This is a genomic window from Pseudomonas sp. IT-P395 (assembly GCF_949767675.1).
Classification (GTDB): Bacteria; Pseudomonadota; Gammaproteobacteria; order Pseudomonadales; family Pseudomonadaceae; genus Aquipseudomonas.
The window spans coordinates 37,992-50,176 of record NZ_CATKPW010000003.1 but is presented as its reverse complement, the minus strand read 5'-3'; the positions used below and the strand labels follow the sequence as shown (position 1 = coordinate 50,176).

Genomic DNA, 12,185 nt, shown 5'->3' with positions numbered 1-12,185 from the left:
CGAGCCTTCGGCAGCTCCTATAGGGGATTTTTGCATCCTGCAGAAATAGCCCGGCGCGAGCGAAACGAACGGATGATGGGGATCGTCCCGCCCGCACCGGGCTAAAGGGTGAAGCGTTTTAGAACTTGGCTTCCGCATCCAGCTGCAGGGTGTTGGCATCAGCGTCACGCTGTGTACGGCTGGCGAAGTCGGCCTTGGTCAGGAAGTACGTCGCGCCAATGGCGAAGTTCTTGTCGATGTCGTAACCGACCTTGAACTTGTGGCCACGCGAACCGGTGGTGCCGTTGGCGAAGTCAGAGTCGGTGAAGGCGCCGACCACAGCGTTGCGCTGCACGTCACGATAGTTGTAATCGAGGTTCAGGCCGAAGACTTTCGACTTGGCACCCAACAGCCACGCGGTGTCCTGATCGGTTACGGCATCGTTGTTCTTCACGTACTGACCGTAGAACGACAGCGGCATCGGCAGACCGCCGATATCAACCTGGCTGAACCCTTCATACAGACGGAATTCGTTGTTGGCCGAGTTGCCGTTGACTGCCAGCGCACACGGTGTGGAAGTGCCGGTGCAGCGGCTGTCTTCGTCGTTCTGGTAGGCGTAGACACTGCCGCCCAAGGTGACTTTCAGGTTGTCGGTGATGTTGAAGCGGCTACCCAACTGGCCAGCGGTCAGACGCAGGTCGTGACGGAATTGCACGCCATCGCCGTCGACGTTGTCCTTGAGGTTGTAGTTACCCAGGCTGCCGAACAATTCGGCGCTGCTGCCCAACGGGTATTTGTAGGTAACGGCCAGACCTTCCGGGTTGATGTCGCTGTCCCAGATCACGTCGCCCATGCTGACCCACGGCTGGAGCATCTTGCCGCCGATGATGTGCAGGTTCTTGATCTGGTCAGGGTGGTAGTCGATGTAACCCAGGTCGAGCCAGATCTGCTTCTTGTCGAAGTAGTTGTCCTGGTCCTGGTTGGTCGAACGGGCATCATCGCCGCCGCCGGTGGCGATACGGATGCCGGTGTCGACTTGCGGGTTGATCTCGGTGTAGGCACCCAGACGGGCACGGATGCGCTGACGATCCTTGTCGCGGCCACCGTTGTTCGGTTCGCCGTCGATCTTGATGGTTTCCTGACGGATCCGCACATCGCCCTTGAACTGGGTCTTTGCGGCCCAAGCGAGTTTCTGGTCGAAGACGCTTTGCTCGTTGGTCTTCTTCGCAACAGCAGCGACTTGTTCGTTGGTCTCTTGCTGCGCCTGCTGCGCGATTTGCTGAGCCTTCTGATCCTTGGCCAGTTCAGTTTGCAGTTCGATGTACTGCGCCTGGGAAATGGAACCGTTAGCCTTGAGCATGTCGAGCAGTTTGGCGTCGACTGCAGCACTGGCCGGAACACTCATGGCCAGCAACAAGCCACCGCACAGGGCCGCCGCAGTTTTCGTGGAAGCAAGACGCATAGCAATCTCCGAAGATGAGAGGGGATGGCACAGCCATCCGGGGCACAACCGACGATTCGAGCGTCGGAAAACAGTGTCCGGGTAGAACCCGGCGCTCTAAAAACAGGCGCCAGTATCGCGATGGTTTATGACAGAGCAGTGGCACAGTGATGGCAGGTTGATGACGATATCGATTCGCCCTGAACTATTGATCTAGAGCGCTGTCGGCCGATTGCGGGTGTGCAATGCCGCGCAATCGGCGATACTCGCCGGGCGCTGAAGTCCTGTTGTGGAGAGCTTTTTGATGCCGTTGCAACGCCTGCAAAACCTGTCGCAAATCGCTCCCGCAAGCTGGGATGCGCTGGTGCCTGAAACCCAGCCATTTCTGCGCCATGCCTTTCTCAGCGCGCTGGAAGACAGCGGCAGCGTCGGTCCCCACACTGGCTGGCAACCTGAGCATTTGCTGCACATCGAAGATGATCGTCTGATCGCCGCGTTACCCAGTTATCGCAAGTGGCATTCCTACGGCGAGTACGTGTTCGATCATGGCTGGGCCGACGCCTGCGCCCGCGCCGGCATCGATTACTACCCCAAACTGTTGAGCGCCGTGCCATTCAGTCCGGTCAGCGGCCCGCGCTTGTTGGCGGCCAATGTCGAAGACGGTTTTGAACTGCTCAAGAGCCTGCCTGGTTACCTGGAGATCGAAGGGCTTTCAAGCGCGCACATCAATTTCACCGACCCGTTTACCGACGCGGCGATGGCCGAACAACCGGGCTGGCTGCAACGCATCGGCTGTCAGTATCACTGGCAGAATCGTGGGTATCGTGACTTCCAGGATTTCCTCGACGTGCTCAGTTCGCGCAAGCGCAAGCAGATGCGCAAGGAACGCGAGCAGGTGGCGGGGCAGGGCTTTGAGTTCGAATGGCTGGAGGGGCGCGAGCTGGACGAGGCGCAGTGGGATTTTGTCTACGCCTGTTACGCCAATACCTATGCAGTGCGTCGGCAAACGCCCTACCTGACGCGGGAGTTCTTCAGTCTGCTGGCCGAGCGCATGCCCGAGGCGATTCGCGTGGTGCTGGCCAAACAGGGCTCACGGCCGGTGGCAATGGCCTTCAGTCTGGTCGGTGGCGACAGTTTCTACGGCCGCTATTGGGGTTGTCTGGCGGAGTTTGATCGACTGCACTTCGAGACCTGTTTTTATCAGGGCATGGATTACGCGATTGCACAGGGTTATCAGCGTTTCGATGCTGGCGCTCAGGGCGAGCACAAGCTGATTCGTGGGTTTGAACCGGTGATCACCCACTCTTGGCATTATCTGCGGCATCCAGGTCTGAAAGCAGCAGTGAAAGATTTCCTGCATCAGGAACGCGCCGGCATCCTCGCCTACGCCGAAGAAGCCAAAACAGCCTTACCCTACCGTCAGACATAAATCCCCTGTAGGAGCTGCCTTCGGCAGCTCCTACAAAGGGATCTTAGGCACCCCCTCAGGTTTCTTCCTTGCCCAACCAGCGATAAATCCCGCCACCGACCACCGCGCCAATCAACGGCGCGACCCAGAACATCCACAACTGCGCAATCGCCCAGCCGCCGACCATCAATGCCGGCCCCGTGCTGCGCGCCGGATTGACCGAAGTGTTGGTGACCGGAATCGAGATCAGGTGGATCAGCGTCAGGCCCAGGCCGATGGCGATCGGTGCCAGTCCTGGTGGTGCGCGTCTATCGGTGGCGCCGAGGATGATGATCACAAACATCGCGGTCATCACCAACTCAGTGACAAACCCGGCGGCCATCGAATACTTGCCCGGCGAGTGTTCGCCATAACCGTTGGACGCCAGGCCGGCGGCGATATCGAAGCCCTCTTTGCCGCTGGCGATGTGCGCAATCAGCGCTGCCGCGAGAATTGCGCCGAGCACTTGGGCAATGATGTAAGCGGGCAGCTCTTTGGCCGGAAACCGACCGCCGACGAACAGACCGACCGAAACGGCCGGGTTGAGGTGACATCCGCTGATGTGGCCGATGGCGAACGCCATGGTCAGCACCGTCAGACCAAACGCCAGGGCCACCCCCAGCACCCCGATTCCCAACGGTGAAGACGCGGCGATCACCGCGCTGCCGCAACCACCCAATACCAACCAGAACGTACCCAACAACTCAGTGACTGAACGTTTGAACAGAGACATGAGAGGCGTCCTTGATAGCCCTGCTATCGAGACTGCATCGAGTTGTGCGTCCTTGCAGACTTACGACAGGCTCCGTTCCGGAGCCTTGGCTGAGTACAGCAGGCTTTTTGCCGATTTCCAGCGGCCACAAAAAAACCGCCAGCGCCCGTGGTTGGCGGGCTGTGGCGGTGATCGTTCCCACGCTCTTGGAGGGGTCAGTCGATGCCGACAAACCCCCCGGTCTGATGCGCCCATAGCCGTGCATACAGACCACGGTGGGCGAGCAATTCAGCATGGGTGCCGCTCTCGGCAATCTTGCCGTTCTCCAGCACCACCAGCCGATCCATGCGCGCAATGGTCGAGAGACGGTGGGCAATGGCGATTACGGTTTTGCCCTGCATCAGGGTTTCCAGACTTTCCTGAATCGCCGCTTCAACCTCCGAGTCCAGCGCCGAGGTCGCTTCGTCCATGATCAGGATCGGCGCATCCTTGAGCAGTACCCGCGCAATGGCGATGCGCTGGCGCTGGCCACCGGACAATTTCACCCCGCGCTCACCGACATGCGCGTCAAACCCGGTACGACCTTCAGCGTCCGACAACAGCGGAATGAACTCATCGGCGCGCGCCTTGTGCACCGCATCCCACAACTCTGCATCCGTGGCGTCAGGCTTGCCATATAACAAGTTGTCCCTGATCGAACGGTGCAGCAGCGAGGTGTCCTGCGTGATCATGCCGATCCGCGCGCGCAGGCTTTCCTGGCCGACTTCGGCGATGTTCTGACCGTCGATCATGATCCGCCCGCCCTCGACGTCGTAGAGGCGCAGCAACAGGTTGACCAGCGTTGATTTGCCGGCACCGGACGGCCCGATCAAACCGATTTTTTCGCCCGGTTTGATGTTCAGGTTGAGGTCGCCAATGATCCCGCGCTTCTTGCCGTAGTGAAAATCCACGTGCTCGAAACGCACTTCGCCACGGGCCACGTCCAGCGGTTTGGCCTGTTCGTGATCGGTGACGCTGACCGGTTGCGAGATGGTGCGCAAACCGTCCTGGACCATGCCGATGTTTTCGAAAATGCCGGTGACCACCCACATGATCCAGCCGGACATATTGACGATGCGAATCACCAGACCCGTGGCCAGGGCGATCGCACCGACAGTGATCAACGACTGCGTCCACAACCACAGGGCCAACGCGGTGGTGCCGACGATCAGCAGGCCGTTCATGGCAGTGATCGCCACGTCCATGCTGGTGACGACGCGGCCGGCCATTCGCGCTTTGACGGTCTGTTCTTCGATGGCTTCCTTGGCGTAGTGCTGTTCGAAGTTGGTGTGGGCGAACAGCTTCAGCGTGGCGATGTTGGTGTAGCCGTCGACGATGCGGCCCATCAGTTTCGAGCGCGCATCGGAGGCTTCCACCGAGCGATCTTTCACGCGCGGAACGAAGTAATACAACGCGCCGATGTAGGCGACGATCCACGTCAGCAGCGGGATCATCAGGCGCCAGTCGGCCTCGGCGAACAACACCAGCGAACTGATTGCGTAGATCACTACGTGCCACAGCGCATCCACCGCTTGCACCGCCGAATCACGCAGCGAGTTGCCGGTCTGCATGATGCGTTGGGCGATGCGCCCGGCGAAGTCGTTCTGGAAGAAGTTCAGGCTTTGCTTGAGCACGTAGCTGTGGTTCTGCCAGCGGATCATGCTGGTCATGCCGGGGCTCAAGGTTTGATGCACCAGCAGGTCGTGCAGGCCGAAGAAAATCGGCCGCAGGACGAGGGCAACCACCAGCATCCACGTCAGTTCGAGGGCGTGGTCGCTGAAGAAATTCGGGTTCGGTGTACCTTGGGCCAGATCAATGATACGGCTCAGGTAACTGAACAGTGCCACTTCGATCAACGCGGCGAACAGGCCGACGACGAGCAGGGCGGCAAAACTTGGCCAGACTTGTTTGAGGTAATAGGTATAGAAGGGCCAGACGCGATCTGGAGGGGACGCCGTCGGCGCCTCGCGGAATATGTCGATCAGTTGTTCGAAACGGCGATAGAGCATCAGATAACCGCCCGGAGTACGGGCTCTCCTTTTATCGGTGTGAGCGGCGCGGGATCAGGCCAGCGCCGCTCGATACGCCCTGTACAGCTTAGTCGATGACTTTGGCCGACTTGATGAAAACAGGGTCGGCAGGTACATCTTTCATGCCGCTTTTGGTGGTGGTTGGCGAGTTGACGATGATGTCGACAACGTCCATGCCTTTGACCACTTTGCCGAATACTGCGTAGCCGTCGCCTTGGTCGAGGAAGTCGTTGTCCTTGACGTTGATGAAGAACTGGCTGGTCGCCGAGTCAGGTACAGAGGTGCGGGCCATGGACAGTGTGCCACGGACATTATGCAGGCCGTTTTTGGATTCGTTCTTGATAGGGGCCTTGGTTTCTTTTTGCTGCATCTGTTGAGTGAAGCCGCCGCCCTGGACCATAAAGCCCGGGATCACACGGTGGAAAATGGTGTTGTTGTAGAAGCCGCTGTTGACGTAATCGAGAAAGTTTTTGGTACTGATCGGCGCCTTGACCGGGTCCAGTTCGATTTCGATCTGGCCGTTGGTGGTGTCCAGCAGCACGTGCGGTGCTTTGGCCGGCGTGGCAGCCATCAGGTTGGCGGCAAACAGCACAGTACCAGCGGCGAGGGCGAGTTTTTTCAACATGGGTCAGTGATCCTGAGATTGAGTATCGGCTGCGGCGAGGAACTCCAGCAGCGTTTGGTTGAAGCGTTCGGGTTGATCCAGCGGGGTGGCGTGGCGCGAATCGGCGATCACCACCAGCCGCGCATTCGGCAGCAGTTTTACATAGGTTTCTTTCAGCGAGACAGGCGTGTAGTCACGGTCGGCGCTGATGACGAGCGTTGGACAGGACACTCGGGAAAGTCGTTCCTGAACGCCCCAGCCAACAATCGCATCGAAGCTGGCGAGATAAGCACGTTTGTCGTTTTTTGCCCAGCGTTCGGCCATTTTCTGCCGCAGATCGGCTTGTTCCGGTTTCGGAAAAAGTTTGCCGCCAAGGGCTTTGCCGATGCTGGAGAGGCTCAGCAGTCGCATCAGACTCCAGCGTTTGAACCATTGCCAATAATCGTCGCGGCTGCGGATTTTGACTTCGGGTGCGCTGTTGACGATGGTCAGGCTTTTCAGCATTTGCGGCTGATCGACGCCGAACTGGAAGCCGATCATGCCGCCCATCGACAGCCCGACGTAGTGCACCGGGCCGAGGTTCAAGTGCTCGATCAGCGCGAGCATATCGGCACTGAAACCGGCGATGCTGTAGCGCTCGCGCGGTTTGTCCGAGCGCCCGTGGCCGCGAATATCCGGGACGATCACCCGGTAATGCGCGGCCAGTGCCGGGATCTGCATTTCCCAGTCCAGTGTGCTCGAACCGAGCCCGTGAACCAGCAGCAACGGCGTACCGTGGCCATATTCCTCGTAGTGCAGGTTGCAACCTTCGTGCTCGAAATACGCCATCGGTGAACTCCGTGTCAGGCTTGTTCAGGGGCGGCGAACGGTGCGTCCAGCGGCAAAGTGTCGAAGGTACGCAGCAGTTCGATGAGGATTTGCGTGGCCGGGCCCAAGGGTTTGTCCTTGTTCGAATACAGATAGAAGCTGGAATTGCGGTTGCCGCCCCTGTCCAACGGTAGCAGCTTGAGCGAGCCATCTTTCAGTTCGCGCTCGATCATGTGCCGTGGCAGCCAGGCAAAACCGAGGCCGCTGCTGACAAACGTGGCCGCCGTGGCAAGGCTACCAACGGTCCAGCGCTGCTCGGCGCCGAGCCAGCCGACATCACGCGGCTGCTGGCGGCCGGAGTCGCGAATCACCACTTGCATCTGGGTCTCCAGATCCTGAAAGCTCAGTTCGCGATTGAGTCGATGCAGCGGGTGATCGGGATGGGCGACGGCGACGAACTCGACGTCGCTCAATTCCGCACCGAGGTAACCGGGAATGCTCAGGCCAGTGATGGCCAGGTCGGCCACACCTTCGAGCAGCACTTCCTCGACACCCGACAACACTTCCTCGCGCAGACGCACGCGGCAACCGCGACTTTGCGGCATGAACGCGGTCAACGCGCGGACAATCCGCGCACTTGGATAGGCGGCGTCGACCACCAGCCGTACCTCGGCTTCCCAACCCTGTTCCATGTGATGGGCGAGGTCTTCCAGTTGGCTGGCCTGTTTCACCAATTGTCGCGAACGACGCAGCAACACGCCGCCGGCCTCGGTGAGCACGGCTTTACGCCCATCGATGCGCAGCAACGGCACGCCGAGCTGGTCCTGCATACGGGCGACGGTGTAACTCACCGACGATTGCGAACGGTGCAAGGCCTCGGCAGCCTGGGCGAATCCGCCGTGGTCGACCACGGCCTGCAATGTTCGCCATTGATCCAGGGTCACGCGGGGCGCTTTCATCAATAGCTCCTCTTGTCCTAAGCTGGCCGTCCCTCATGGAGACTGCCGAATGAAAAAATTCTGTTGTGTGCTGCTGGCGTTGCTTCCGCTGACTGCTTTTGCGTACCCGATCGATGTGCAGAAAGATCTCAATGGCATGAAGATCGATTACGAAACCTTCGACACCGATAACGACATCGGCTCGATTCGGGTGGCCAACTACGGTGATGTCGATGCATCCTGCAAAGCGGTGTTCAGCAATGGTCCGGAAGCACCGCGCACCCGCACAATCGAGGTACCGGCCGGCAAACATAAAAACGCCACGGCCAAGTTCACCCGCGAGATCATCAAGCTGCGCATCAAACTGACCTGCAGCCCGAAATAACACCGATCCCTGTAGGAGTGAGCCTGCTCGCGATAGCGGTGTTTCAGTTAACACAGATGTAGCTGACACACCGCTATCGCGAGCAGGCTCACTCCTACAGGAGCATGGTTCAGCATCTAAACGAATTATTCGATACTTTGCAGCAATTATTTGCGCTTTTTCATCGATTCGACTCTGTTTAACCTTCACTCCATCGACCTACAACATTCTCGGATGGAGGCTACACACCATGTCCCGCGTTCTGATCATTGAAAGCAGCGCCCGCCAACAAGATTCGGTTTCCCGTCAACTGACCCAGACTTTCATCAGTCAGTGGAAGGCGGCGCATCCTAACGATCAGATCACCGTACGTGACCTCGCCGCGAACCCGGTGCCACACCTGGACAGCAACCTGCTGGGCGGCTGGATGAAGCCGGCCGAGCAGCGCAACGACAGCGAACAAGCCTCGCTGAACCGCTCCAACGAATTGACCGATGAATTGCTCGCCGCCGACGTGCTGGTCATGGCCGCGCCGATGTACAACTTCGCCATCCCGAGCACCCTCAAGGCCTGGCTCGACCACGTGCTGCGTGCCGGCGTGACCTTCAAGTACACCGAAACCGGCCCGCAAGGCTTGCTCAGCGGCAAACGTGCCTACGTACTCACCGCTCGCGGCGGCATCTACGCCGGCGGCCCGGCGGATCATCAGGAACCGTACCTGCGTCAGGTCATGGGTTTCATCGGCATCAACGACGTGACATTCATTCACGCCGAAGGCATGAACCTCGGTGGCGACTTCCAGGAGAAAGGCCTGAATCAGGCCAACGCCAAGCTGTCCCAGGTCGCTTGATAGGTTAATCGCCAGATAATCCCCGATTGTTTAAGTGACCTGGCGCAACCCCTTCAAGGCTCTACGCGCATCGAACCTCCCTTTGCACTTGTTGCTCCTGAGTGCTGTAGCCCGATTGAACGCATTAGCGAGATCGGGCTTTTTTTTGCCCGTAACTCACCGATCCCCTGTAGGAGCTGCCGCAGACTGCGGCAGCTCCTACAGGGGGATTTTTGTTGGTTGCGGGGTGGAAAAACCGCTATCGTCGCCGCCATTCGATTTCGAGGCGAGCATGGGCTATCTACTTTTTGTCACGCTGATCCAGGCGTTTTCCTTCAGTCTGATCGGCGAATACCTGGCCGGTCATGTCGACAGCTATTTCGCGGTGCTGGTGCGTGTGGTGCTGGCCGGGCTGGTGTTCATTCCACTGACCCGCTGGCGTTCGGTGGAACCTTCATTCATGCGCGGCATGCTGCTGATCGGCGCCTTGCAGTTCGGCGTGACCTACGTCTGCTTGTACCTGAGCTTCCGGGTGCTGACGGTGCCCGAAGTGTTGCTGTTCACCATCCTCACGCCGCTGCACGTGACGCTGATCGAAGATGCGCTGAACCGCCGCTTCAACCCATGGGCGCTGATCGCCGCGCTGGTGGCGGTGAGTGGGGCGGCGGTGATTCGCTTCGACAGCATCAGTCCGGACTTCTTCATGGGCTTCCTGCTCCTGCAACTGGCCAACTTCACCTACGCCGCCGGGCAGGTGATGTATAAGCATCTGGTGGCCAAGCACCCGAGCGATCTACCGCACTATCGGCGCTTCGGCTTCTTCTACCTCGGTGCACTGGCGGTGGTGTTGCCCGCATTCCTGATGTTCGGCAAAGCGAATTTCCTGCCGGAAGCACCGTTGCAGTGGGGCGTGTTGCTGTTCCTCGGCCTGGTCTCGACCGCGCTGGGCATGTATTGGTGGAACAAGGGCGCGTGCATGGTCAACGGCGGCACGCTGGCGGTGATGAACAATTTGCATGTACCGGTGGGGTTGCTGCTGAATCTGCTGATCTGGAATCAGCATGAGGAACTTGGAAGATTGTTCCTCGGTGGCAGCGTCATCCTTGCCGCCGTATGGATCAGCCGACTGGGCATCCGCAAATCCCCAGCCACTGCATAACCCCTGTAGGAGTGGTGGGGTTACATGAGGTGTTTCTGTGGTTCAGGAATGCTGGCTGCGCCGAGCACCGCCGGCAGCAATCCAGAGCGCAAATCCCCACCACTCGGCTGCTGATACAGACTCAGCCCGAACTCCGGCAATACCGCCAGCAGATAATCAAAAATATCCCCCTGAATCCGCTCGTAATCGGCCCACGCCGTGGTGCGGGTGAAGCAGTAGATCTCCAGCGGAATGCCCTGCGCAGTGGTCTGCATCTGCCGCACCATGCAGGTCATGTTTGGCTGAATCTCCGGATGACTCTTCAGATACGCCAGCGCATAGGCGCGGAAAGTGCCGATATTGGTCATGCGTCGACGGTTGGCCGACATCGCCGCGACATTGCCCTGGGCCTCGTTCCACGCTTTTAATTCGGCTTTCTTGCGGCTCATGTAATCGGTGAGCAGATGCACCTGGGAGAGCTTTTCCTCCTCGTCATCACGGATGAAACGTACGCCGCTGGCGTCGATGAACAGGCTGCGCTTGATCCGTCGCCCACCCGATTGCTGCATGCCGCGCCAGTTCTTGAATGACTCGGACATCAGCCGCCAGGTCGGGATCGAGACGATGGTCTTGTCGAAATTCTGCACCTTGACCGTGTGCAGGGTGATGTCGACCACGTCGCCGTCAGCGCCGACCTGTGGCATCTCGATCCAGTCGCCGACACGCAGCATGTCGTTGCTGGTCAACTGCACGCTGGCAACGAACGACAGCAGCGTGTCTTTGTAGACCAACAGAATCACCGCCGACATCGCACCCAGACCGGAGAGCAGCAACAGCGGTGAACGGTCGATCAATGTGGCGACGATGATGATCGCGCCGAACACATACAAGACCATCTTCGCCAGTTGCACGTAGCCTTTGATCGAGCGCGTCCGGGCGTGTTCGGTACGTGCATAGATGTCGAGCGACGCATTGAGCAGGGCGCTGACCGAGAGCAGCAGGAAAAGAATGGTGAACGACAACGCCACATTGCCAAGAAAGGTCATGGCGGTTTTGCTTAATTCCGGCACCAGATGCAGGCCGAACTGGATGACCAACGACGGCGTCATCTGCGCCAGGCGCTGAAACACCTTGTTATGGCGAAAGTCATTGATCCAGTGCAGCGCCGGCTGGCGGCCGAGCATGCGGCTGGCGTGCAGGATCAGGTAGCGCGCAACTCGTCCGAGCACTAGCGCGATGACCAACAGCAACATCAGGGCCAGGCCGGATTGCAGAAACGGATGCTGTTCCAGGGTGCCCCAGAGGTCTTGGGCTGTAAGCCAGAGCTGTTTGAAATCCATGGGAGAACGATTCTTCTGTGAGACGCGATGAGTAATTAGAGCATTTAAAACGCGCGGTATTGCCGTTGATGATAAATCAGGCAACAAAAAATGCGCCTGCATTGGTGTGTGGGGGACTCGGCGTAGCACTGTCCGGGCGCGCCGTACAAGGTGTGAATGATCGCTGTTCGCATAGATGAATTTGTGAATCAACGTCTTTTTTTAGATTGATTAATGACGTCAGAAAGTTGTCGGTTGGCGCGAAACCTGTAAAGCGCCTGGGAACTCGAAGCGTATCTATCCAGAACGTTAATTTTGGCAGGTCACAATAAATAAGTTTTGCACTGATAGAGGTCAGCAAAATGGACGTCGCACCATCCTGACTAATCGTTAGTTATGGGTTTTTAGCGCCTATTAATAGTTTTAAGTTGATGATTTTGAAGTGCTTTAAATAATGTAACATTCAGTTACACTTCTACGGATTTACTTATCGTTCAACGCAAATGTAGTCTGCAAAAACTTTCTACCTTGCAGACGG

The 12,185-nt window shown here is 58.4% G+C and carries 11 protein-coding genes; 4 read left to right on the top strand and 7 right to left on the bottom strand.

Annotated elements, in window-relative coordinates:
• Nucleotides 1-118: 118 nt before the first annotated feature.
• Nucleotides 119-1,441, bottom strand: coding sequence for a putative porin (locus tag ACM6IN_RS02550; RefSeq protein WP_007914428.1), 1,323 nt, complete (start codon nucleotides 1,439-1,441; stop codon nucleotides 119-121).
• 283 nt (nucleotides 1,442-1,724) lie between these two features.
• Between ACM6IN_RS02550 and ACM6IN_RS02545 the strand changes: the two genes are divergently transcribed.
• Nucleotides 1,725-2,849 carry a GNAT family N-acetyltransferase gene (locus ACM6IN_RS02545; protein ID WP_414915348.1) on the top strand — a complete coding sequence of 375 codons (1,125 nt, stop codon included), beginning with the start codon at nucleotides 1,725-1,727 and terminating at the stop codon, nucleotides 2,847-2,849.
• 55 nt (nucleotides 2,850-2,904) lie between these two features.
• On the opposite strand, the gene aqpZ is transcribed toward ACM6IN_RS02545, so the two are convergent.
• The 5 genes from aqpZ to ACM6IN_RS02520 form a co-directional block, all read right to left on the bottom strand.
• Nucleotides 2,905-3,600 carry an aquaporin Z gene (gene aqpZ, locus ACM6IN_RS02540; RefSeq protein ID WP_064586473.1) on the bottom strand — a complete coding sequence of 232 codons (696 nt, stop codon included), beginning with the start codon at nucleotides 3,598-3,600 and terminating at the stop codon, nucleotides 2,905-2,907.
• A 194-nt stretch (nucleotides 3,601-3,794) separates the two neighbouring features.
• A complete protein-coding gene (locus tag ACM6IN_RS02535) occupies nucleotides 3,795-5,627 on the bottom strand; it encodes an ABC transporter ATP-binding protein (protein ID WP_007914438.1) in 1,833 nt (610 codons plus the stop codon).
• Nucleotides 5,628-5,715: 88 nt separating this feature from the next.
• On the bottom strand, nucleotides 5,716-6,273 hold the full coding sequence (locus ACM6IN_RS02530; RefSeq protein ID WP_007914440.1) for a peptidylprolyl isomerase A: 558 nt from the start codon (nucleotides 6,271-6,273) through the stop codon (nucleotides 5,716-5,718).
• Between the two features lie 3 nt (nucleotides 6,274-6,276).
• Complete coding sequence (locus ACM6IN_RS02525; RefSeq protein ID WP_095113747.1) at nucleotides 6,277-7,080, bottom strand: alpha/beta fold hydrolase; 804 nt, start codon at nucleotides 7,078-7,080, stop codon at nucleotides 6,277-6,279.
• 14 nt (nucleotides 7,081-7,094) lie between these two features.
• On the bottom strand, nucleotides 7,095-8,018 hold the full coding sequence (locus ACM6IN_RS02520; RefSeq protein WP_007914443.1) for a LysR family transcriptional regulator: 924 nt from the start codon (nucleotides 8,016-8,018) through the stop codon (nucleotides 7,095-7,097).
• 49 nt (nucleotides 8,019-8,067) lie between these two features.
• Between ACM6IN_RS02520 and ACM6IN_RS02515 the strand changes: the two genes are divergently transcribed.
• The 3 genes from ACM6IN_RS02515 (at nucleotide 8,068) to ACM6IN_RS02505 (ending at nucleotide 10,349) form a co-directional block, all read left to right on the top strand.
• Entirely contained in the window at nucleotides 8,068-8,382 is a 315-nt protein-coding gene (locus tag ACM6IN_RS02515) for a 3-phosphoglycerate kinase (protein ID WP_095113746.1), read from the top strand.
• A 229-nt stretch (nucleotides 8,383-8,611) separates the two neighbouring features.
• The gene (locus ACM6IN_RS02510; RefSeq protein ID WP_414915347.1) at nucleotides 8,612-9,211 is read left to right on the top strand and encodes an FMN-dependent NADH-azoreductase; all 600 of its coding nucleotides are present in this window, start codon (nucleotides 8,612-8,614) and stop codon (nucleotides 9,209-9,211) included.
• A gap of 271 nt (nucleotides 9,212-9,482) precedes the next feature.
• Complete coding sequence (locus ACM6IN_RS02505) at nucleotides 9,483-10,349, top strand: carboxylate/amino acid/amine transporter (protein WP_007914446.1); 867 nt, start codon at nucleotides 9,483-9,485, stop codon at nucleotides 10,347-10,349.
• 20 nt (nucleotides 10,350-10,369) lie between these two features.
• Here ACM6IN_RS02505 and ACM6IN_RS02500 read toward each other — a convergent pair whose 3' ends face one another.
• Nucleotides 10,370-11,668 carry a mechanosensitive ion channel family protein gene (locus ACM6IN_RS02500; RefSeq protein ID WP_414915346.1) on the bottom strand — a complete coding sequence of 433 codons (1,299 nt, stop codon included), beginning with the start codon at nucleotides 11,666-11,668 and terminating at the stop codon, nucleotides 10,370-10,372.
• Between the last annotated feature and the right edge of the window lie 517 nt (nucleotides 11,669-12,185).

Bases quoted from the DNA above. Each gene is read 5' to 3' on its own strand.
- ACM6IN_RS02550 (WP_007914428.1), bottom strand. From the start codon at position 1,441: ATGCGTCTTGCTTCCACGAAAACTGCGGCGGCCCTGTGCGGTGGCTTG.
- ACM6IN_RS02545 (WP_414915348.1), top strand. From the start codon at position 1,725: ATGCCGTTGCAACGCCTGCAAAACCTGTCGCAAATCGCTCCCGCAAGC.
- aqpZ (WP_064586473.1), bottom strand. From the start codon at position 3,600: ATGTCTCTGTTCAAACGTTCAGTCACTGAGTTGTTGGGTACGTTCTGG.
- ACM6IN_RS02535 (WP_007914438.1), bottom strand. From the start codon at position 5,627: ATGCTCTATCGCCGTTTCGAACAACTGATCGACATATTCCGCGAGGCG.
- ACM6IN_RS02530 (WP_007914440.1), bottom strand. From the start codon at position 6,273: ATGTTGAAAAAACTCGCCCTCGCCGCTGGTACTGTGCTGTTTGCCGCC.
- ACM6IN_RS02525 (WP_095113747.1), bottom strand. From the start codon at position 7,080: ATGGCGTATTTCGAGCACGAAGGTTGCAACCTGCACTACGAGGAATAT.
- ACM6IN_RS02520 (WP_007914443.1), bottom strand. From the start codon at position 8,018: ATGAAAGCGCCCCGCGTGACCCTGGATCAATGGCGAACATTGCAGGCC.
- ACM6IN_RS02515 (WP_095113746.1), top strand. From the start codon at position 8,068: ATGAAAAAATTCTGTTGTGTGCTGCTGGCGTTGCTTCCGCTGACTGCT.
- ACM6IN_RS02510 (WP_414915347.1), top strand. From the start codon at position 8,612: ATGTCCCGCGTTCTGATCATTGAAAGCAGCGCCCGCCAACAAGATTCG.
- ACM6IN_RS02505 (WP_007914446.1), top strand. From the start codon at position 9,483: ATGGGCTATCTACTTTTTGTCACGCTGATCCAGGCGTTTTCCTTCAGT.
- ACM6IN_RS02500 (WP_414915346.1), bottom strand. From the start codon at position 11,668: ATGGATTTCAAACAGCTCTGGCTTACAGCCCAAGACCTCTGGGGCACC.